The organism is Gemmobacter aquaticus (genome assembly GCF_007859075.1).
In the GTDB taxonomy this organism is placed as follows: domain Bacteria; phylum Pseudomonadota; class Alphaproteobacteria; order Rhodobacterales; family Rhodobacteraceae; genus Gemmobacter; species Gemmobacter aquaticus.
Genome location: NZ_VOAK01000006.1, coordinates 21,168 through 42,926 on the forward strand (window position 1 = coordinate 21,168; position 21,759 = coordinate 42,926).

General features: G+C 63.6%; 15 protein-coding genes. 9 read left to right on the forward strand and 6 right to left on the reverse strand.

The window, feature by feature from the left end:
* Nucleotides 1-45: 45 nt before the first annotated feature.
* Together cysN and cysD are read right to left on the reverse strand one after the other, a co-directional pair.
* Nucleotides 46-1,974 (reverse strand): sulfate adenylyltransferase subunit CysN, encoded by a 1,929-nt coding sequence (cysN, locus tag FQU74_RS01660; protein WP_373289062.1) that lies wholly within the window; start codon nucleotides 1,972-1,974, stop codon nucleotides 46-48.
* Nucleotides 1,974-2,906, reverse strand: a complete 933-nt coding sequence (gene cysD / locus FQU74_RS01665) for a sulfate adenylyltransferase subunit CysD (protein ID WP_146284717.1) — start codon at nucleotides 2,904-2,906, stop codon at nucleotides 1,974-1,976. The genes cysN and cysD overlap by 1 nt, the downstream gene beginning before the upstream one ends.
* A gap of 337 nt (nucleotides 2,907-3,243) precedes the next feature.
* On the opposite strand from cysD, the gene FQU74_RS01670 reads away from it, so the two are divergent.
* Nucleotides 3,244-4,407, forward strand: a complete 1,164-nt coding sequence (locus FQU74_RS01670; protein ID WP_146284718.1) for a nucleotide sugar dehydrogenase — start codon at nucleotides 3,244-3,246, stop codon at nucleotides 4,405-4,407.
* A 99-nt stretch (nucleotides 4,408-4,506) separates the two neighbouring features.
* Nucleotides 4,507-5,484 (forward strand): alginate O-acetyltransferase AlgX-related protein, encoded by a 978-nt coding sequence (locus tag FQU74_RS01675; protein ID WP_146284719.1) that lies wholly within the window; start codon nucleotides 4,507-4,509, stop codon nucleotides 5,482-5,484.
* A gap of 132 nt (nucleotides 5,485-5,616) precedes the next feature.
* Here the strand turns inward: FQU74_RS01675 and FQU74_RS01680 are convergent, their stop codons facing one another.
* The 3 genes from FQU74_RS01680 to FQU74_RS01690 all read right to left on the reverse strand — a co-directional run bounded on the left by FQU74_RS01680 (nucleotide 5,617) and on the right by FQU74_RS01690 (nucleotide 9,347).
* Nucleotides 5,617-7,044: a mannose-1-phosphate guanylyltransferase/mannose-6-phosphate isomerase gene (locus FQU74_RS01680; protein ID WP_146284734.1), complete on the reverse strand. Its 1,428-nt coding sequence runs from the start codon at nucleotides 7,042-7,044 to the stop codon at nucleotides 5,617-5,619.
* Nucleotides 7,044-8,438 (reverse strand): phosphomannomutase, encoded by a 1,395-nt coding sequence (locus tag FQU74_RS01685; RefSeq protein WP_146284720.1) that lies wholly within the window; start codon nucleotides 8,436-8,438, stop codon nucleotides 7,044-7,046. Before FQU74_RS01685 ends, FQU74_RS01680 begins: the two co-directional genes overlap by 1 nt.
* A 174-nt stretch (nucleotides 8,439-8,612) precedes the next feature.
* Entirely contained in the window at nucleotides 8,613-9,347 is a 735-nt protein-coding gene (locus FQU74_RS01690; protein ID WP_146284721.1) for a Crp/Fnr family transcriptional regulator, read from the reverse strand.
* Between the two features lie 435 nt (nucleotides 9,348-9,782).
* Here FQU74_RS01690 and FQU74_RS01695 point away from each other — a divergent pair, with 435 nt between their 5' ends.
* The 7 genes from FQU74_RS01695 to FQU74_RS01725 all read left to right on the forward strand — a co-directional run bounded on the left by FQU74_RS01695 (nucleotide 9,783) and on the right by FQU74_RS01725 (nucleotide 20,223).
* Nucleotides 9,783-10,679: a Crp/Fnr family transcriptional regulator gene (locus FQU74_RS01695; protein ID WP_146284722.1), complete on the forward strand. Its 897-nt coding sequence runs from the start codon at nucleotides 9,783-9,785 to the stop codon at nucleotides 10,677-10,679.
* Nucleotides 10,680-11,090: 411 nt separating this feature from the next.
* On the forward strand, nucleotides 11,091-12,194 hold the full coding sequence (locus FQU74_RS01700) for a helix-turn-helix transcriptional regulator (protein WP_146284723.1): 1,104 nt from the start codon (nucleotides 11,091-11,093) through the stop codon (nucleotides 12,192-12,194).
* Nucleotides 12,191-12,730 (forward strand): hypothetical protein, encoded by a 540-nt coding sequence (locus FQU74_RS01705; protein ID WP_146284724.1) that lies wholly within the window; start codon nucleotides 12,191-12,193, stop codon nucleotides 12,728-12,730. The genes FQU74_RS01700 and FQU74_RS01705 overlap by 4 nt, the downstream gene beginning before the upstream one ends.
* Before the next feature lie 94 nt (nucleotides 12,731-12,824).
* The gene (locus FQU74_RS01710; protein WP_146284725.1) at nucleotides 12,825-15,095 is read left to right on the forward strand and encodes a calcium-binding protein; all 2,271 of its coding nucleotides are present in this window, start codon (nucleotides 12,825-12,827) and stop codon (nucleotides 15,093-15,095) included.
* Nucleotides 15,096-15,205: 110 nt separating this feature from the next.
* Entirely contained in the window at nucleotides 15,206-16,978 is a 1,773-nt protein-coding gene (locus tag FQU74_RS01715) for a type I secretion system permease/ATPase (RefSeq protein ID WP_146284726.1), read from the forward strand.
* Nucleotides 16,975-18,354: an HlyD family type I secretion periplasmic adaptor subunit gene (locus tag FQU74_RS01720; protein WP_146284727.1), complete on the forward strand. Its 1,380-nt coding sequence runs from the start codon at nucleotides 16,975-16,977 to the stop codon at nucleotides 18,352-18,354. The genes FQU74_RS01715 and FQU74_RS01720 overlap by 4 nt, the downstream gene beginning before the upstream one ends.
* A gap of 810 nt (nucleotides 18,355-19,164) precedes the next feature.
* The gene (locus FQU74_RS01725) at nucleotides 19,165-20,223 is read left to right on the forward strand and encodes a hypothetical protein (protein WP_146284728.1); all 1,059 of its coding nucleotides are present in this window, start codon (nucleotides 19,165-19,167) and stop codon (nucleotides 20,221-20,223) included.
* A 176-nt stretch (nucleotides 20,224-20,399) separates the two neighbouring features.
* Here the strand turns inward: FQU74_RS01725 and FQU74_RS01730 are convergent, their stop codons facing one another.
* Complete coding sequence (locus tag FQU74_RS01730; RefSeq protein WP_146284729.1) at nucleotides 20,400-21,521, reverse strand: baeRF11 domain-containing protein; 1,122 nt, start codon at nucleotides 21,519-21,521, stop codon at nucleotides 20,400-20,402.
* Nucleotides 21,522-21,759 lie beyond the last annotated feature (238 nt).

The window sequence follows — 21,759 nt, forward strand, 5'->3', positions numbered from 1 at the left end:
GGTAATCCAGTCGCAACGCAAGGGCAAGTCCCGCTCCCCGCCGCATCACCCCGCGAGGATCGCCTGCACGATGCGCTCGGCGGCTTCTTCGGCGGTCAGCTCGACCGTGTTCACGGTGAGCTCGGCCAGTTCGGGGGCCTCGTAGGGGCTGTCGATGCCGGTGAAGTTCTTCAGCTGGCCCGACCGCGCCTTCTTGTACAGGCCCTTCACGTCGCGGGCCTCGGCCACCTCGAGCGGCGTGTTGACCCAGACCTCCATGAACTCGCCCGGCGCCATCAGGTCGCGCACCATCCGCCGTTCCGACCGGAAGGGCGAGATGAAGGCGGTGAGCACGATCAGGCCCGCGTCGGTCATGAGCTTGGCCACCTCGCCCACGCGGCGGATGTTCTCCACCCGGTCGGCATCGGTAAAGCCGAGGTCGCGGTTCAGCCCGTGGCGCACGTTGTCGCCATCCAGCAGGAAGGTGTGCTTGCCCAAGGCATGCAGCTTCTTTTCCACCAGGTTGGCGATGGTCGACTTGCCCGAGCCCGAGAGACCCGTGAACCAGACGACGCGCGCCTTCTGGTTTTTCAGCGCGGCATGTGCCTCACGGTTCACGTCGACGGCCTGCCAGTGGATGTTCTGGCTGCGGCGCAGGGCGAAGTGGATCATGCCGGCGGCGACCGTCGCGTTGGTCATCCGGTCGATCAGGATGAAGCCGCCAAGGTCGGGGTTCGTGGCATAGGCTTCAAACGGGATCGCCCGGTCGGTCGAGATGTTCACGACGCCGATCGCATTCAGCCCAAGGGTCTTGGACGCCAGATGTTCCAGCGTGTTGACGTTCACCTCATACTTGGGTTCGGTCACCGTCGCGGTCACGGTCTGCGTGCCGATCTTCAGAAGGTAGGGACGGCCCGGCAGCATGGCATGCTCGTCCATCCAGACGACGGTCGCCTCGAACTGATCGGCGACCTCGCAGGGGGCATCGGCCTGCACGATCACATCCCCGCGCGAGCAGTCGATCTCGTCGGCAAAGGTCAGCGTGACCGACTGGCCCGCGATGGCCTGATCCAGATCGCCGTCAAAGGTGGGGATCGACTTGACCGTGGTGGTCTTGCCCGAGGGCAGGACCCGGATCGCATCGCCCGGCCGCACCACGCCCGCCCCGATCTGGCCGGCAAAGCCGCGGAAGTCGAGGTTCGGGCGGTTCACCCATTGCACCGCCATGCGGAAGGACTGGTCCAGCATCCGCGTGTCGTTGATGGGGGCCTCCTCCAGGTGCTGCAGAAGGGTAGGGCCTTGATACCATGACATTTCATGGCTCTTGGTCGCGATGTTGTCACCCTTCAGGCCAGAAATCGGAATGGGCAGGAAAGCCTCCATCCCGATCTGCTTGGCGAAATGTGAATAATCCTTCACAATCTCGTAGAAGCGTTCCTGCGAATAGCCCACAAGGTCCATCTTGTTGATGGCCAGCACGACATTGCGGATGCCTAGAAGCTGCACCAGATAGCTGTGCCGCCGCGTCTGCGTCAGCACGCCCTGCCGCGCGTCGATCAGGATCACCGCGAGGTCGGCGGTCGAGGCGCCGGTCACCATGTTGCGGGTATACTGTTCATGGCCGGGGGTATCGGCCACGATGAACTTGCGCTTTTCGGTGGCGAAGAAGCGGTAGGCCACATCGATGGTGATGCCCTGTTCGCGCTCGGCCGCAAGGCCATCGACCAGCAGCGCAAAGTCGATCTCGCCGCCCTGCGTGCCCACGGCCTTGCTGTCTTTCTCAAGGCTTGCCAGCTGATCTTCAAAGATCATCTTGGTGTCGTAGAGAAGTCGCCCGATCAGCGTCGACTTGCCGTCATCCACCGACCCGCAGGTGATGAAGCGCAGCATGGTCTTGTGCTGGTGTTTCAGAAGATAGGCGTCGATGTCCTCGGCGATCAGGGCGTCGGTGACATAGACCGGGTTTTGTGTGCCAGCGTTCATTTCGGTGGTCATCAGAAATACCCCTCCTGCTTCTTCTTCTCCATCGAGGCCGACTGGTCATGGTCGATGGCGCGGCCCTGGCGTTCCGAGGTCGTGGTCAGCAGCATTTCCTGAATGACTTCGGGAAGGGTGCGGGCATTCGACTCCACCGCGCCGGTCAGCGGATAGCAGCCCAGCGTGCGGAACCGGATCGAGCGCATCTCGGGCGTCTCGCCGGGCAGAAGCGGGAAGCGCTCGTCATCGACCATCAGCAGAAGGCCATTGCGTTCCACCGTGGGGCGCGGCTCGCTGAAGTAAAGCGGCACGATCTCGATGCCTTCCAGATGGATGTACTGCCAGATGTCAAGCTCGGTCCAGTTCGAGATCGGGAAGACCCGGATGCTCTCACCCTTGGACTTGCGGGTATTGTACAGCTTCCACAGCTCGGGGCGCTGGTTCTTGGGGTCCCAGCGGTGGTTGGCCGAGCGGAACGAGAACACCCGCTCTTTCGCGCGGGATTTTTCCTCGTCGCGGCGCGCGCCACCGAAGGCCACGTCGAAATCGTATTTCGTCAGGGCCTGCTTCAGCCCCTCGGTCTTCCACATGTCGGTGTGCAGCGGGCCGTGGTCAAAGGGATTGATGCCCTTTTCCAGCGCTTCGGGGTTGTGGTGGACGATCAGGTCCATCCCGGCGTCCTTGGCGGCCTTGTCGCGCAGGTCATACATCGCCCGGAACTTCCAGGTGGTGTCGACATGCAGAAGCGGGAAGGGCGGCGGCGCCGGGTAGAAGGCCTTCTTCGCCAGATGCAGCATGCAGGCGCTGTCCTTGCCCACCGAATAAAGCATGACGGGGTTTTCGGCATTGGCCACCACCTCGCGCATGATGTGGATGCTTTCGGCCTCAAGCCGTTGCAGGTGGGTCAGCGTGGCCTGGCTGATCCCGGCCGTGGCGCTGCTCGTCGTCATGGAGGACCCCTTCAAAATTGGCTGCTGGCGCTTTGGCAAATTTTTCGCTCTGCTCCAAGGGGCAGAGGGGTGTTTCGCTCGGGTTGTGGCGAAAAAAGCCTCTTTTCTACGCAGGCGGGCCTTTGTCGCCGTCCTGCCGAAGGGGCGTGCCGGGGATCAATCTCCGCAGCGGGCGGCAGCGCATGGAACATGGTTCTTATTTCAGGCTGCGCGCGCATATGTAACATAATCTTCATTCTGGGTGATTTTCGGGGCGCGTGGCGGGCGCAACCCTCGCCCTTTACGCGTCAGGCCCCGCCGATTAGACAGACCTCGTCAGAATGCATTGGAAAAGATCATGAAGATTGCGGTTGCCGGTATCGGGTATGTCGGGCTTTCCATGGCTGTCTTGCTGGCCGAGCGGCATGAGGTCGTGGCGCTTGATGTGAACGAGGCCCGCGTGGCGCAACTGAATGCCCGCCGCTCGCCGATCCAGGATGCCGAGATCGAGAGGTTCCTGGCCGAAAAGCCGCTGCGGCTGAGTGCCACCACCGATGCGGCCACAGCCATGGCGGGGGCCGATTTCGTGGTGATCGCGACGCCCACCTCGTATGACCCGCAGAGCAACCGTTTCGATACCGCCTCGGTCGAGGCGGTGGCCGAGGCTGCGCTGACACTTGCACCGGGGGCGGCGATCATCATCAAGTCCACCATTCCCGTGGGCTTTACCGATGCGCTGAACGCCCGCCTTGGCACCGACCGCATCATCTTTTCCCCCGAATTCCTGCGCGAGGGCCGTGCGCTTTACGACAACCTGCACCCTTCGCGCATCGTGGTGGGCGCAACCACGCCCGCGGCCGAGCGATTTGCAGGCCTTCTGCGCGAATCCTCGCTCGATCCGGTCGAGGTGCTCTTGTGCGGGGCGAAAGAGGCCGAGGCGATCAAGCTCTTCGCCAATACCTACCTTGCGCTGCGGGTGGCCTATTTCAATGAACTCGACAGCTATGCGCTGGCCCATGGTCTCGACAGCCGCCAGATCATCGAAGGCGTCAGCCTCGACCCGCGCATCGGGCGGCATTACAACAACCCCTCCTTCGGCTATGGCGGCTATTGCCTGCCCAAGGACACCAAGCAGCTTCTGGCCAATTACGACGCCGTGCCGCAGAACCTGATCCGCGCCGTGGTCGAGGCCAATTCGACCCGCAAGGACTTTATCGCCGACCGCATCATCGCGCTGAACCCGGCCCGTGTCGGGATCTACCGGCTGGTGATGAAGGCAGGGTCCGACAATTTCCGCGACAGCTCTATCCAGGGCATCATGAAGCGGGTGAAGGCCAAGGGCATTCCGGTGACGGTCTATGAACCGCAGCTGACCGAGGACCACTTCTTCAACTCGCCGGTGGAGCGCGACCTCGCCAGCTTCAAGGCGACAAGCGACGTGATCATCGCCAACCGCATGGTCCCCGAGCTGCAGGACGTCGCCGCCAAGGTCTTTACCCGAGACCTTTTTGGCGCGGATTGATCGGGTCCGGGCGAGTGGGAGCGGGTCTTTACATCCGGTATATGCTGCCCCACAACATTTCACGATATTCGGTATTTATCTACTCTGACGGGAATCGGTATGAGCATGCCACCCAAAGCCATCATCGGCAAAGATGGCTGGATTTTTCTTACGAATGATACCAATCGCACTTGGGACCAGTATGAGGGTCGCCTGCTATTGAGCGACGGCGACGTAGCTGAATGGCGGCAAGAGCTGGCGCAGCGTGGCGCCTTCATGCGGAAAAACAACATCCATTACAGGTTTATCGTCGCCCCGAACAAGGAGTGTATCGCCCCGGACAAGGTTCCGTCCGAGATGCGGAAGGCTCCTTTCCGGCTGGTTCATCAGGTTGAAGACGCCGCAAAGGGTAACGTGCACGGGATGTTCCTAGAGCGGTTCATTCTTGGGCAGGCTGCGCGCTTGTCATTCTATGACAAGGGGGACACACACTGGAACGCCTATGGTGCATGGCATGTAGTAAACCACATCATGAAAGGGCTGGAGATTCCTGGAGGGATCAGGCCAATTTCGGAGGATGAGGTCCATTTCCGCCAAGCGGAAACGCATGTTGGTGACCTGTCGATCAAGTTCGATCAAGCCGTTAGCACTGGCAGCCCCAGGGTGAGCCTCCGTAATACGCTTGCCCGCTGCACATTTGATAACCGGATTACAAATCACGGACATGTTAGTATCTGGGAAGGGGGGAATCCGGACGGCCCGTCTATCCTGCTTTTCGGCGACAGTTTCGCGGGCGCACTTGTAAGATATCTGGCGCATAGGGCGCGGCGCCTCGTCCGTCTGCATACCAACTCCATCGACAGAGAGATTGTGTTTCGCGAAAGACCGGAAATCGTGCTTTCGGTTACGATAGAGCGATTCTTGAGGTCGGTCCCTACGCGGATTCACGAGTATTCTTACAGGACCGATTTGCGGAAGAAGCTGCAAATGCTTGACGAGGAAGCACGACAAAGAACCATTGTGGATTTGGGCAAACGGCAATCTGCTGCAAATGCGGCCTATGCAGCAGATGCCTTGTGTTCGATGGAACCTGCGTGATACTTGTTCCGGCCTGAACAACTCTGAAGCTATTGATTTCATGCACGGAACTGGCGGCTCAGAGACGGATCTGCGCTTCGGGCTTCGCAACATGCCACTGGCATGTCGCGCCGGGCTAACGCCCGTCAACCCTCACCCCTTCGCGCCCTGGCCGCGGGAATAGACGTCCTCGTAGCGCACGATGTCATCCTCGCCCAGATAGGCACCTGTCTGCACCTCGATCAGCACCATGGGCACGCGGCCGGGGTTCTCCATCCGGTGTTTGGCGCCGAGCGGGATATAGACCGACTGGTTTTCCGTCACGAGTTGCACCGTGTCATCGATCGTCACCCGCGCGGTGCCCGAGACGACGATCCAGTGCTCTGACCGGTGGAAGTGGCTTTGCAGCGACAGCGCGGCGCCGGGATGCACCACGATGCGCTTGACCTGGAACCGGTCGGCCAGCGCCAGCGTCTCGAACCAGCCCCAGGGGCGGTGGTCGCGGGGGAAGGCCTCGGCCTGTTTGGCGCCTTTGGCGCGCAAGATCTCTACCGCCTGTTTCACATCCTGCGCGCGGGTCCGGTCGGCCACCAGCACCGCGTCGTTCATGGCGACCGCGATGATGTTGGAAAGCCCGATGCCGACCAGCTCCACCCCCTCGCTGTCAGACCGCAGCAGCGTTTGGGCGCAGTCGATGGCCGTCACAGCCCCGGCGGTGGAAACGCCTGCCGCATCCGCCCCCATTTCGCGCGCGACGGCATCCCACCCGCCCAGATCGTTCCATCCCGCATCATAGGCCACGACCGAGAGGTTCCCTGCCCGCTCCATCACCGCATAGTCGATCGAGATCGAGGCCGCCTTCGACCAGGCGCCGGGGTCAAGCCGCAGGAAGCCCAGATCCGGGCGCGCCTGCTCCAGCGCCGCCCGCACAGGGGGCAGAAGATCGGGCGCATGGGCGGTAAAGGCCGCCAGCATTGACCGGGCGGAAAACAGGAAGATGCCTGCGTTCCACAGGTAGTTTCCGGCCGCCAGCATCGCCTCGGCCCGCGCGGCGTCGGGCTTTTCGACAAAGCGGGTCAGTGGCACCGGATCCGTCCCGGCGGCCCCGGCCAGTTCCAGCCAGCCATACCCCGTTTCAGGGTGGGTGGGCGTGATGCCGAAGGTCACGATCCGCCCGGCCTGCGCTGCGGGCACCCCGCGCGCGACGGCCGCGCGAAAGGCCGCCGGGTCAGAGATCGCATGATCCGAGGGCGCGACAAGGATCAGCGCATCCAGATCCTGCGCCGCCACATGCAGGGTGGCCGCCAGCACGGCGGGGGCGGTATTCCGCCCCTCGGGCTCGATCAGGATGGCACCGGGATCGACGCCGGCCTGCATCAGTTGTTCGGTGACGATGAAGCGGAAGTCCGACCCCGTCACCACCACCGGCGGCGCGTAATCAGGCCCCGACAGCCGCTCGGCCGAGGCGGTGAACAGGCTTTTCTCGCCGGTCAGCGGCACGAATTGCTTGGGATAGCTCTTGCGCGAGATCGGCCAGAGCCTTGTGCCAGAGCCGCCGCACAGCAGGACGGGGGTAATCATCATCGGCTCTCCTCTGCAGGGCGTAGTTCGGCGGCCAGTCGCGCAAGCCCGCGCGCCAGCATGTCGTCGGCAAGGCTTCGGCTTTCGGCTTCGGCGTAAAGCCGGAACTCGGGCGCATTGCCCGAGGGGCGCATGTGCAGCACCCGGCCAAGGGTGGTGGTCATGCGCAGCCCGTCGGTGCGGTCGATACCGGCCAGACGCTCGCCAAACGTCTCTATGAAGGCGGAAATGCGGATTTCATCATCGTTCAGACCGGCAATGAACCCCGCCGAAACCGCCGTCGGGATCTCTTCCAGACGGTCGGTGGCGGTAAAGCGGGCGGGCTCGGCGGCAAGGCGTGCGCCAAGGCCGCCGGCGCGCTGTGCCTCGGTCAGCGTGGCGACCATGGGCAGCAGGCTGTCGCGGGTCATGAGCGCAGGCAAGGGACCGGCGGCACCTTGCGCGGTAAAGCCCAGAAGGAAGCCGCCATTCGCCTCATAGCCCACCACGCGACCGCCCGCCGCCTCCATCCCGGCAATCACGAAGGGAGAGCCGATCCGCGTGCGGATCACCCGCGCGAACCGCCCGCCAGCTTCCGCACCGGTGTTGGAGCTGACGGGCGTGACCACGGTATCGGCCCCAAGGGCAGCGGCGGTGATCTGGCCCAGCACATCGCCCGGCACCAGCCGTCCCTGACCGTCGGCCAGCAGCGGCCGGTCACCATCGCCATCGGTAGAGACCAGCGCATCGAGCCGGTGCTCGGCCACCCAGGCGGCGATCTGCGCGCGGGCCTCGGGCGCTACGGCCTCGGTATCCACGGGGATGAACTGGTCAGAGCGACCAAGCTCCAGCACCTCGGCGCCAAGGGCGCGGAAGGCCGCAAGCAGCAGATCGCGGCTGACCGCGCTATGGCTCCAGACGCCCACGCGCAGACCTGCCAGCGCCTGCGCGCCAAAGCCTGTCACATAGCGCGCCACCCAATCGGCGCCCGCGGTTGCGCAGGTCGCCCGCGCCGCCGTCTTGCCCGCCCGTGGCTGCCCCAGATGGGCCAGGATCGCGGCTTCGTCCGCCTTGGTGATCTCGCCCGAGGGTGTGTAGAACTTGAGCCCGTTGCGATCAGCCGGGATATGGCTGCCGGTCACCATGACCGAGGCCGCCCCCGCCTGCATCGCGGCTAGTGCCAGCGCAGGCGTCGGCACCGCGCCGCAATCGGTGACGGGGACGCCTGCATCCCCTGCGGCTGCGATGACCGCCTCGGCGATGTCGGGCGACGAGGGGCGCAGGTCGCGCCCGACCCACAGCCCCGAACCCACAGGAGAGGCCCCCAGAAAGGCCCGGACGTGATCGGCGACCAGATCCGCCGTCAACTCCACCACAAGGCCGCGCAGCCCGCTGGTTCCGAACTTCGGTGCCATGTCAGCCCCGGCAGCAGACGGCGTTAAAGGCAAACGGGGGCACGGGGCACTCTCCTTGGAAAATCGCGCTCTGAAACTTCGGCTGACTATGCGGAACCATGCCCCAAGTCTCAAGCCGAAACGGCGGCGTGGAAAAACCGTTTCCACCCGCGCATCCATCGCAGCGGGGCGGGGTCAGATCGGGGCCGGCGGGTCCTCGGCGTCGAGGCCTGCCATATCCTCCAGCAGGGCAGGCTGCAGGATCTGCACGGCAGCCGGATCAAGGATGCGGATCGCGCCCTCTGCCTCCAGCTGGTGGAAGGCGCGGCTCAGGGTTTCCTTGCGCGTGCCCAGATAGCTGGCCAGATCTGCCCGCCGGAAGGGAATATGCAGCACCCCGTCGCCGGGCATGAGTTCACGCCCCAGCATCATGAGAAACCCCGCCAACCGGTCGGTGACCTTGGGCTGGGCGAGCAGGCGCAGCCAGTCGCGCGCGGCCTCGGCCTCATCCAGCACCTGCGCGATCAGCCGCTGTTCCAGATCGGGCAGCGTCTGCAAGAGGTCGCAGAAGAGGCCCCGATCCAGCAGCGCCAGCTCGCAAGGCTCCAGTGCGGTGATGTCATAGCCGTTGGTCGCGGCACCATTCCCGGCCCCTGCAGTCCAGCCCAGAACCGCCCCCGCCCCTGGCAGACCCACGATATGGCCCCGCCCGTCGGGCATCGGCTTCAATACGGCAAGCCGCCCCGACAGCAGGCAGGCCACGTCAACGCCATCTGGCAAGGGCGCCCCTGCGGCAATCTGCATCAGGCGCGACGAATCGATCAGCGCGGCCCGTTTCGACGCAGGCAGGGCCAGACATTCCGGCATATGGCGCAAGACCCCTGCACCAGGGTGCGCCATTGCCCCCAATGGATGATCGCGATCTGCCATGCCACAACCTGAACGGGATAAAATGTCGCAAATCAGCAGGTTCTGAAAAGTCGTCGCCAGTTGCCGGCACTTCCGGCAGAATGAAGGCTACCGGGGCAAGCCTGACACCGCATTGATAGCTGTCAATGACAGGGTCGGGGATGCCAGCCGAAAGTGATTGTGATTTTTGAGGAGAGCCGGCCTCAGGGTGGTGTCTGTACAGGGGGCCGGGTCGTCATTTCTGTTTTCAGGTGTCGGGACGGCGGGTGTTTTCAAGGCCCGCGTGGATCGTTGCGGCGCATATGGGGCCGGTTTTGGCCAGACCACGGTTTCGCCCCCGGCATTGCCCGACGGGCGGGGCCAATGATTTGATGAGTGATTTTGACCCGGGATGCCGTCCTGGGCCCCGCCCGAAAGGTGCGGCTGCAGACGGCCCCCAAAGGACCGGAGGAACAGATGACTTCCGCATATGTCCCGGAGGGCGGACCGTTTTCGCCCGCAGCCCCATCCGCCCTGCTTGGCGCCTTTGTCGACAGCCTTGCGCGCGAACTGCCCGAAACCAGCCTGAAGCGACTTGCCGCGATCTGCAGCCTGCAGGTGGTGCCGGCTGGCCGGGTGATCTGGCGCGCGGGTGACCGGCCGGGGCCGATCGGCTTTGTCATCTCGGGCTATCTGCGGCTGCAATGCCATGGGCGCGACGGTCACCGACAGATCCTGTCCTTGCTGCGCGCGGGCGATCTGGTGGGCGAGTTGCCCGGACGCGTTGCCCGTCACACGCTGGAGGCCAGCACCGAAACCCGTCTCTGCCGGGTGACCGAGCGCGGCTTTGCCACCCTGATGCAGGAAGACGCCGACCTGCGCCGGCTGGTGCACCGGCAGTGCATCGCCCGGCGCGACCAGTTGCGCTGGCTGACATGGGCCGTGGGCGCGCTGGATGCCGAAGAGCGGATCTGCGCGCTTTTGCTGGCCGCGCTGGACTATATGCCGGTCAGCCCCCTGCCCGACGGCACGCTGATGCTGACGATCGATCTGCCGCGGACCGATATCGCCGATCTGCTGGGAACCTCGGTCGAAACCATCAGCCGCGTGACCAACCGCCTCGCGGCCTGCGGCATCATCGAGATCATCAACGCCCGCCAGTTCCGCATCCGCGATCTGGACCGGCTGGGCCAGAAGGGTTGCCAGGTCGGTCACCCCACCTCGGCTGCTGCCCTGCCCATAGCGCTGCAGGATGCCGCGCGACGGATCGAGGCAACCTTGGTGGGGGAGAGGCGCGCGCCGGAACGGGCCTCCCTGCCACGCCTGCGCGGCACCGGGGCCGCCATCACGCCCGTGCGGCTTGCGCTGAACTGATTTCGCCCATCGGAAACAGATATCCGGTCTGCCCCTGCAAGAAGGGCGGGCCTTTCCTTTTCCTGCAGGCGAAAAGGCGAAACATCGCTGAAATATCTGGGCGATAATTCGCCGCCAGTGATAATCATCAATGAATCCCGGTTCGAATCCGAAGAACATGCCTTTGTCCCTTGGGGTGGGACATGTTTTCTGAAGGAGGCATGGGGCGCAGGTGCTGCATCAAGCGGCGCCGTCGGGTGGTGGATCTGAACAGGGCCACCCGCATATTTTTATTCATCGCATTTCAATTCCAGGGTGCCGCCTTTTCATGGCGCCACAAGTTCTGAGTCTTTTCAAAAATTGTCAGCTCCCTGCCCCGGCTAAAACCAGGGCAGGGACTGAAGGATTTATCGATCTGGCCGGGAGGCCTGAATGAACATCCAGAGCATGTCTGTTACAAGTTTCCCGGTTCGGCATTCGCCGGTTCTGGGGCGCATTCTCTCGGCAGTGGCGCCCCGGGCCCTCGCCCTGCTGGATTGCCCACACCATCCCCGACTGCTGGCAGGGTTCGATCTCCCCCTACCGGTCGCTGCACTACCGGACGCCGCACTGGCGCCTGCGCTGCGGGGGCTGGCACAGGCGATGGCGCCCGAGGCCATGCAGGCCGAACCCCGGACGGCACAGCGCACCGCCCGCGCCGAGGTGGCCCCCTTGCCCGTCGCAGCCCTGCCCCAGGCCGAGCTTGACCGGCTGCTGCCTGCCGGGCCCGCCGAGGGCGGCTGGCACGGCTTTCGCTGCCGTCTTGAGTGCGGCACGACGGATCTGGTGCTGGTGCATCTTCCCGCAACCCGCTTTCATGCCCGCGCCGTCGCAGCCCTGCTCCGGCTGATCTGGCCTGCCCTGCGCAGCGAGACCGACGAGGAGGCCGAGCCCTGCCACGGCGAGGATCACTGCGACGAGGCGCTGCTGTGGCTGATGCGGGCGCGCATCGATATCGGGGCGCTGGTGGTCAATCCGCGGGGGCTGATCCTGCGGATGAACAGCACCGCGCGCCGCATGATGGCCGAGGGGCGCGTGCTGATGCGCGGGCACGGTGGCCTGCATGCCAGATGCCCTGAACAGACCCGAAAATTGCGAGAAGCGATAAGCCTTTGCGCCCGTGGCCCGATCGGCCGGGATGGGCGGATCCTTTTCCTGCGACCCGAGGGCGACGGCCCGGCCGTGCCGGTCACGCTTGCGCGCTATGTGCATGACGGGGCGCCCACCGATCTTGTCACCCTGCTGCTGCCAGAGCCGCCCGAACCCGCACGGGTTGAACGCATCGCCCGCGAACTGGGCCTGACCGCCGCCGAGGCGCGGGTCGCGGCCATGTTGCAGACGGGGCTGTCCAACCGGGCCGCCGCGACCAGTCTGGGGCTGACCGAGCAATCCTTCTCGACCTACGCCAAGCGCGTGCTTGGCAAGCTGAACGTCCGGTCACGTGCCGAAATGGCCCAGATGCTGACCTGGCAGACCCACGGGGGAACCGAGCCATGAACCAGACCTTCCAGCCCGGCACGGCCGAGAGCGTCGACGACAAGACCCTGCCCCTGCCGCCACCCCTTGCCACGCGGCGCGATATCGAGGCGCTGGCCAATGCGCTGATCAAGGGCGAAAACGCGGTGGTGCGCCGGCGCGATCTGGCCGAGCTCATGCGCAGGTTGACTGCGGCCCTGGATGACCGCGCAGCCGCCACAGACGCCGCGCAAGAAGCCCGGACCGCGCGCCTTGACCGGCGGCTCGACTCGGTCGAGGGGGCCTTGCGGATCGAGCTGGCCCCGATGATCGGAAAGATCGTCGCCCAAGAGATCGCGGCGGCACCCCCTGCCCGTCCGGGTCTGGCACGCGGGCTGGTTCTTGGCCTTTCGATCCCGCTGGCCTTTGCCCTGGGTGTGGCGGCATCAGTATTTTATGAATCTGGAACATATGATTTTAGTGCGATAAATTCTATTTTTGCAGGATCATCCGGCGATATTGCGCCAATTTCGCCCCCGAATGGGGGCAGCGAAGCCCGTGGGAATCACCTCAAATGACCAAGGCTGCGGAAATTTCATTCCGCACCTCCCGAATTCCCGGGGCGAAAACGGGCCAGATATTTCACGGCCCATCCGATAGGAGGAAATCACTATGGCAACCAGATTTGTTGAATGGGACGAATGTGAAGTGCCCAAATGCGACGTGGATCTTTCCAGGGCCGGCGGCAACAACCAGGTCACCGGAACGGGTACCGTAGGGGACGATCAGGTCGACCTGCGGCTGCGGGGCTCGGCCGACAATTACAACGGCCGCGAAGGCGATGACTTCATCATCGGCAATGGCGACAACAACAAGCTTCTCGGCTCGGACGGTTGCGACACCCTCTTTGGCATGGGCGGCGGCGACAAGATCAAGGGCGGCAATGACAAGGACCTGATCTATGGCGATGACGGCCATGGCAGCAATAGCGAAGGCAACGACTGCCTCGATGGCGACGCGGGCAACGACACCATATTTGGTGAAGGCTACAACGACCGCATCGACGGTGGCACCGAAAACGACCTGATCTATGGCGACTATGATCCGGCCGATACCAACAGCCCCAACCGTGTCGAAGGCAATGACGGCATCCTGGGTGGTGAAGGCGACGACACCGTCTTTGGCGGTGGCGGCAATGACGTGATCATCGGCGACGACGCCGACGCGTACTCGCTCGATGACGGCCATGACAAGCTTTACGGCGGTGCAGGCAATGACTGCATGGCAGGCGAGGCCGGCAATGACTGCATGTGGGGCGAAGACGGCGACGACACCATGTATGGCAACGAAGGCAATGACGGCATGTCCGGCGGCGCCGGAAATGACCGCATGTCGGGCGGCCTCGACCATGACTTCATGGATGGCGGCGATGGCGATGACGAGATGTTCGGCGACCTGCGTCAGGGCCGGGCGACCGACCTCGACATCGGCTCGGATACCTGGACCGGTGGCACGCAGTTCGAGTTTGCGGGCGGGTCGGACATCATGTTCGGCGGCACCGGCGGCGACTATATGGACGGTGGTGCGGCGACCGACCTCCTCTATGGGGAATCCGGTGAAGACCGCATGTTCGGTGGCCGTGGCGCCGACTATCTGTCGGGTGGCGCGGACGACGACTCCATGATGGGCGACGAGGCGGGCGATCTGATGCGCGGTGGCTCGGGCGATGACTGGATGCGCGGCGGCGCTGGCGACGACGTCATCTTCGGCGATCAGGGCACCTCGGCGGAACGCCGCGCGCGGCTTGTCGAGGTTGACAATGAAACCTGCGTGCGCGCCTCGGAAGACGAGGATGGCGGCCCGGATGGCGACGACCTGATCCTTGGCGGAGACGGCAACGATCTGATCTACGGCCAGGGTGGCCATGACGAGATCTATGGCGGCAAGGCCCAGGACACGATCTTCGGCAACGATGGCGACGATCAGATCGATGGCGATGCTGGCAATGACCTGATCGAAGGCAACGACGGCAACGACACGATCCACGGCGGCACCGGCAACGACACCGCCGAAGGCAACGACGGCAATGACGCCATCTATGGCGACGACGGCAATGACCTGCTGTCGGGCAACGATGGCAACGACTGGATGTCGGGCGGCAATGGCGATGACACCATGGACGGCGGAACCGGCAATGATGTCATGTATGGCGATGCCGGCAACGACACCATGTATGGCCATACCGGCAACGACTGGATGTCGGGTGGCACCGGCAACGACTGGATGTCGGGTGGTGCTGGCAATGACACCATCTATGGCGACGACGGCAATGACCTCCAGTATGGTGATGACGGCAACGACTGGATGTCGGGCGGCAACGGCAACGACACCGTGAACGGCGACGCCGGTGATGACGTGATGTTCGGCGATGCGGGCCATGACGTGCTGAACGGTGGCGGCGGTGCCGATACGATCAGCGGCGGAACCGGAAGCGACGATCTGAACGGCGGCGGCGGCGATGACGTGCTGAACGGCAATAACGGAGAGGACTTCCTGCATGGCGGTGCCGGCGACGACAAGCTGACCGGCGGCGACGGCAAGGACGTCTTCGAGGTGCACCTGACCTGGGATGGCAAGGGCTTCACCTCCTCCGATGGCAGCGACGTGGTCTATGATTTCGACATGGATCATGACGCCGATGTCGTCACCTTCGTCATTGACGGCGCGGATGGTGTTTCGGCAACGGCACTGTTCAATGCCCTGAATGCGGCGGCGACGGTCACCGACAATGGCACCAACACCACCATCTCGGTCGGCGGGGCCTCGTTGCGGTTGCTAAATGTCTCGGCGAACCATCCGTTCAACTTCGACTCGCTGGAAGGCATCAACGACTTCAGCGATGGCAACTATCTCTATGAAGCCATCGACATCGTGATCGTCTGAACGCGAAGACACAGGATCGCCCGGCCCCGTGATACCGCGGGGCCGGGCCCCCCTTGCCGGAAGGGGGCGATTTCCCCCGGCCCGGCCCCGCTTTCATGAAGGGGCGTTTGATGAGCATTCATTCTGTTTTTCAGGGCCAACGCGGCCTGGTATTTGCAATCTTCCTGGCCAGCCTGTTCGTGAACGCGCTGATCCTGACCACCCCGCTTTACATGACGCAGTTGTTTACGCATGTGATGGCCTCGGGCAATGTGGCCACGCTGATCGCGCTGACCATCGGGGCGGGTCTGTGCCTTCTGTTCTTCCTGGCCTTCGATGCGCTGCGCCAGCGGCTGGCCAGCCGCCTTGGCACCCGGCTTGAGGCCGCCCTTGGCCCCACGGTGATGACCGCGCTGGTCGAGGACGTGACGCTGCGCGAGCAGATGGGCGTACAGCCCCTGCGCGACATTCAGGATCTGCGCAATTTCGTCAGCGGCAGCTTCTTCACCGCGCTTCTGGATGCGCCCTGGTCGATCGTCTTCGTGGGCGTCATCTTCCTCTTCCACGTCGATCTGGGGCTGATCGCGCTGGCCGGTGTGCTGGCGCTGTTCGTTCTGGGCGTTCTGTCGGAAATCCTCGGCCGCAAGCCCAACCGGGCATCACAGCAGGCGACGCAGAAGGTGAACCGTTTGGCCGAAGAGGCCCTGCGCAACGCCGACCTGCTGCATGCCATGGGGGGAAGCCCCGCGATGGTGCGGCGCTGGCAGGGGCGGTCGCTGGTCGCGATGGTACAGGGCACGCTCGCCTCTGACCGGATCGGCACGCTGGCCTCGATCGCGCGTTTCCTGCGGCTGGCGCTGCAGATCGCCATGCTGGGATGGGGCGCGCTGCTGGTCATGAACAACGAACTGGCGCCCGGCCTGATGATGGCCGCCTCGATCCTGCTGGGACGGGCGGCCGCGCCGGTCGAGCAGTCGATTGCCGGCTGGCGGATGCTTCTGTCGGCCCGCGCCTCGGTGCAGCGGCTGCAGACGGTGCTGGATCGCCACCATGCGGCGGCGGCCCGGATGGAGCTGCCAGCCCCCCTTGGCCATCTGGCACTGGACGAGGTGTCGGTCATCCTGCCCGACCGCCCACAGCCCCTGCTCTTCGGCATCAGCCTCGATCTGCCGCCCGGCGCCTCGCTTGGGGTGATCGGGCCGTCGGGGGCGGGCAAGACCACGCTGGCCCGCGCGCTGGTCGGGTTGCAGCCGCTCGCACGCGGCGCCGTGCGCATCGACGATTCCGCCCTGACCGACTGGCCCGCCCAGCAGATCGGGCGCCACATCGGTTTCCTGCCGCAGCGGGTAGAGCTGTTCGCCGGCACGGTCGCGGAAAACATCGCCCTGATGGATGACGAGGCTGCGCCCTCGGCCATCGTCGAGGCCGCCCGCCGCGCCGAGGTGCATGAGCTGATCCTTACCCTGCCCCAGGGCTACAACACCGAGGTCGGCCAGATGGGCGAGCGGCTCTCGGCAGGGCAACGCCAGCGTATCGGACTTGCGCGCGCCTTTTACGGCGAGCGGCGCCTGATCGTGCTGGATGAGCCCAACGCCAATCTCGACCCCGAAGGCGAAGAGGCGCTGGCCCGCGCTGTCGAGGCCGCCAATGCCCGCGGCGTAACCGTGGTCATCGTGACCCATCGCATGAACATCCTGCGGCGCGTCAGCCATGTCGCAGTGCTGGATCAGGGCCGGCTGGCCCGGTTCGGCCGCGCCGCCGAAATCCTGCAACCCGGTGGCGTGCAGCCCATGGCCGGACGCACGACACCCGCCGATTCCGCTGGCGCAGAGACGATTCAGGTCGTCCGCGCCCCCCGCCCGCAACCGCCCGGGGCCGCGCCCCGGACCGGAGGTGCCGCATGACCGGACATGAGCTTTCCCCCCGCCGCGCGCTGGAGCCGATGGTGCTGGCCGACCGCCTGCCCGCCACCGCCCTGCCGGCAACACCCCCGCAGGGCACCCGCAGCCTGATGCTGTGGCTGTTCTTCCTTGGGGTTGCCTTTTTCGGTGTGCTGGGCACCTGGGCCGCCACCGCATCCATGCGCAGCGCGGTCATCGCCTCGGGCCTCTTTCGCGTGCAGGGTGAAAACCTGGCAGTGCAGCATCTCGAAGGCGGCATCGTGCACGAGATCGCGGTAAAAGAGGGCCAGATCGTCCAGAAGGGCGACCTTCTGTTCCGGCTGGATGACACCCGCGCCCGCGCGGGCCTCGACATCCTGCTGAACCAGCTGGCCGGGGCACTGGCAACTGAGGCGCGGCTTCTGGCCGAGATGGAGCGCGCCGAGTCCATCAGGGTTCCGGACGAGTTGCAGGCGATGATCGCGGCCGAGCCCTCGTTCGGGGCTGCACTCAAGACCCAGATCGAGGTCTTTGACGCCGGGCGCCAGCTGGATATCGGACAGGTGCAGATCCTGCATGACCGGGTCCGGCAGCTGAACGAACAGGCCCAGGGCCTGCGCCATCGCGTCGCCACGCTGTCTGCGCAGCACAAGCTGCTCAGCGACGAGCTGGGCTCGCAACAGACCCTCTATGGCAAGGGGCTGGCCACCAAGGCCCAGTACTTCGCCCTGCAACGCGACGAGGCGGCGATTGCCGGCGATATCGCGGTGACGGGCACGCAGTTGCAGACCACCCTGCAGCAGATCGCCGAGGTCGAGGCCCGCAAGCTGCAGGTCCGCCGTGACCGGCTGAACAAGATCGCCGAGGCACGCGATGCTGTACAGGAACAGATCTTCGACCTGCGCCAGCGCATCGCGGCCGCGCAGGATACGCTGGATCGCACGCGGATCACCGCGCCCACCTCGGGCCGGGTGATGGGGCTGCAGGTCAACACCCCTGGCGCCGTTCTGGGTGAGGGGCAGGTTCTGGCCGGGATCGTCCCTGCCGACAGCCCGCTGGTGGTCGAGGTCAAGGTCAGCCCGGCCGACATCAATCAGGTGCATCAGGGTGGCGAGGCCCGGGTGCGGCTGACGGCCTACAACTATCGCACAACGCCCATGGTGCGCGGATGGCTTACCCATGTCTCGCCCGATATCTTCAGCGATCCCAAGACCGGCGCCCCCTTCTACCGGGCCGAGATCACGCTGGATGCCGCCGAGATGACCCACCTGCCCGGCGTCGAGATGCTGGCCGGAATGCCGGCGCAGGTGATGATTGCCACGGGAGAGCAGACGTTGGCCGACTATCTGCTGCGCCCGGTTTTGGGGGGCATCGAGGTCGCGCTGAGCGAGAACGAATGACGGGATCCGGCGCGCGCCTCATGGGCGCCCGCCCCCGCAAAGCCTGGCGTCCGAGCCCGACGGAATCCGGTTCCATGGTGCCCTCGTTCCATTCCGGAAACCCCGCCGTTGACCAGCCCCCTCGCCAGGCCGGTGTCGACGGAGCCGCGCAATCGCCCCTGCGCTGGTTCCGTCGGCACCACCCTTCATAGGCCGGTCATCGGCAGATCCACGCCGATCGCCCCTTCACCTCCCACATTGTTTCCGTATTCGATGAGAAGCATCAATGCCGCCCCGGACTTGCTGCGATAGCGTCAACAATAGATGAAGCGCGACCGCCTGCCCCCGATTCACAGCCACCCACCAGTCAGGGCCACCACACTGCGGACATGCGCTTCTCTGCCCCGGGCGATCCGGGATGCGCCACAGGGTTGAACGATCCGCCGCAGGGGAGCCGCATCAGGCCCGATGCAGGACGGCGCACAACCGGCGCCAAGTGAAAGGGGTCGCCCCAGGGCGGCCCCTTTCATGGGTGGAGCGCCAGTCCCGGCGCGGCAGTCAAAGTGTGGAACAGAAATTCCCGCCTGATATCTGACACTGAGCGCCACCATGATACATGGCGCCAGGAAGAGGCCAGATCACCGCGTCTCCACGCGAAGATAGGGAAGAATCCTATCGTCGCAACCGTTACCCGTAGAACACCTACTGCACCCTTATGACGATGTTGCGGGGAATGATCATTGCGACCGTAGGGGTAAAATGAGATTCTGACCACCAAGTCAGCCCCGCCTTACACCAGCGAGGCAGCGAACGGAAAGCAAAGGGAAGTCCATGAAGCTCGTTGTTCATATCGGGGAAATCAAGACCGGAAGCACCTCGATACAGACAGCACTCGCCGCAGGTACGGTACCGAAAACGGGACTGACACTGCATTATCCCTGCGATTCCCTGAACCATAACTCTCTTGAACCTCTATTCCGTGCAGGGGCAACCGCCGATGCCCTGAGAATCAAGAAGATTCGTAGATCCATGAAGAAACATTCGACTGCAGATATAAGCGTCATCTCTGCAGAAAGGTTTTCGACAATACCTCCGGAATCAATAGAGCGCACACTATCGAATTGCTTTGGCGATCTTGTTTCCGAGATCTCTATAATTCACTATATAAGGCCACATTTTGGCCGCGCGGTCTCGGCCTATGCCGAGCAAGTGAAGATAGGATCCACAGATCTATCATTGCCTGAATTTCTGGATGCTGCCATTCAGGAAAAGCGATACCATTCTGCGCGCAGGATCCAGAAATGGAGGGACGTATTCGGCCCAGCCTATAACGTACGGATAATGTCCAGGAATGTACTCGTAAATCAGGACGTTGTCGCAGACTTTTTTACAGCAACACTGGGCACTATCCCCGCAAATTGGTCATCTCCATCACAAGTCAATGCGTCGCTTTGCGCAGAAGGAACCACGTATGTCCGAACGTTACAGTCTCATCTGACTGGCAGGCTTCGCGCACTCCGGCACGCGCTTGGATATGAGTTCGAGTATCTTTATAACAAAGCGATTCCAACAGCCAAGCGCACCAAGCTTACAATAGACAGAACAAAGGCTTCAGAATTTTATGAGGCGCATGTCAGCGATGCGATCGAAGTTGATCGCATCCTTGGAGGCGACAATTTCAAAAATGAACTGGATATAGATTACAATGCCGCGCTCTCAAGGCAGGATTCTCCGATAGACATGTCAAACCACGATACCGCAAGAAAGATAATAGCTGATCTTCTCGAGGTGGCATCATATGATGACGATCGAACGCTGGCCATGTGTATCCGCAACGCCCGATTTGATCGAATGATCAAGGAATACAAGCTTGCAATGTCGGCCTGTTGATGACCTTCTGGAAGGCAGAAATGCCAGATTCTGGAGTCTCCTAAAACATTAATCTCTGTCAGGAGATAGTATAATGGCCCAGGCTCAGGCACTGTCTGTGTTCAAGCGTGCTCTCTGCACGCAATAGGTACGAATTGGAATGGGTCGTCCTGGGACGATCCATTCCAGGGTCTCACTCAAATCGCATAGCGCAAGACCACAGCAAGGGCGCCGCCGCCGGGGATGTCATCGTGCCGTGCGGCTATGACACGTGCGCCAGATTTCAGGGCGCGGGCGGCGATTTCATCGACGATGCCGTAATTTCCGGCATCCGCGACCTCGGCAAAGCTGACCGCGCCGTCGCTGTCGGCCACTGTGCCCGGGATCACCGCGTCGATGTCCACAATCATCGTGTCCACCGCGCCGAAGGTTGCGGCGCGGGCAGCCTGGGCGATATCAGAAGTTGCCCTGCCCTGAGCCTCACGTTCCGCATACAGATCCGCAAAAGCCGCAATTTCGGCCGTATAGAGACGATCCAGTACAGCACGGGTCGCTGCGGCGAGTTCGTGATCAGGGGTATGGTCGGCTGAACCCGCAATGACTTCGTCAGCCGTATGGGGATAGCTCGAGACCGCACGGTAGACCGAGGCCATTGGTTCGGCCGCTGCGATGATGAGCGGCCGCTCATGCCCCGAGAGCACGGGGCGCAGTGCCTGATCGACTTTTCTGGCGTATCGCGTCATGAGGGCATGTTCGCTTGTGCTTTCACCGCTTTGCCCTGCACCTGTGCGCTCTGTATGGCTACGCCGGCCGAGCGCGCTGGCCATGTCTTTTGGCAGATCCGGGACGATTACCGGATGCGGAGGCAGGTCAGGGGAGATCTCGATCAACCGCACGGCGCCCATGCCGATTGCAAGGACATAGGCATCCTGCGGGAAGGTGAGCGCGCGCAAGAGCGGTTTGATGTGGAAGCGGTCAGAGACCTCCACCATGCTTGTAAGACGGTTTGGCAGGCGGAAGCTGCGCAGGCTGTCCGGGGTCAGGAACAAGGCCAGGCTGTTTGCCTGATGGGCCCAGAAGGCATCATCCCCTTCGATCTCTGCCACGGCGGCCTCAATGGGCCAGATGCTGCGCTTTTCGACGCCTGCAGCCGAAAGCTGGTCCACGGCCTCTTTGGCGAGGCTGCGCAAGGCGAGCCTGTCTTTCTGCGCGGCCTCCGTGAGGGGGGGTGTGGCGAGATAGATGGACACGCAAGGCCCGCCTCGCGTTTGCAGCAGTTTCAGGATCTCGGATCGGGTCGGCAGGTCGATATGCAGCATGGCAGCTCTCCTCTGGCGCCGGGCGATGTTGGCCCGGGCACGAGGCTAGCTGGCCCTTTGGGTTCGATCCAGCGGGAAGGGATGGCTGCGACAAGAGGTCTGGGAAGACCCCGGCGCTGCAAATGCAGGAAGCGCCCCGTAGGGCGCTGCGCAAGTAGCTGATACATTTTGCATTTTTTGGTTGCGGGGGCAGGATTTGAACCTGCGGCCTTCAGGTTATGAGCCTGACGAGCTACCG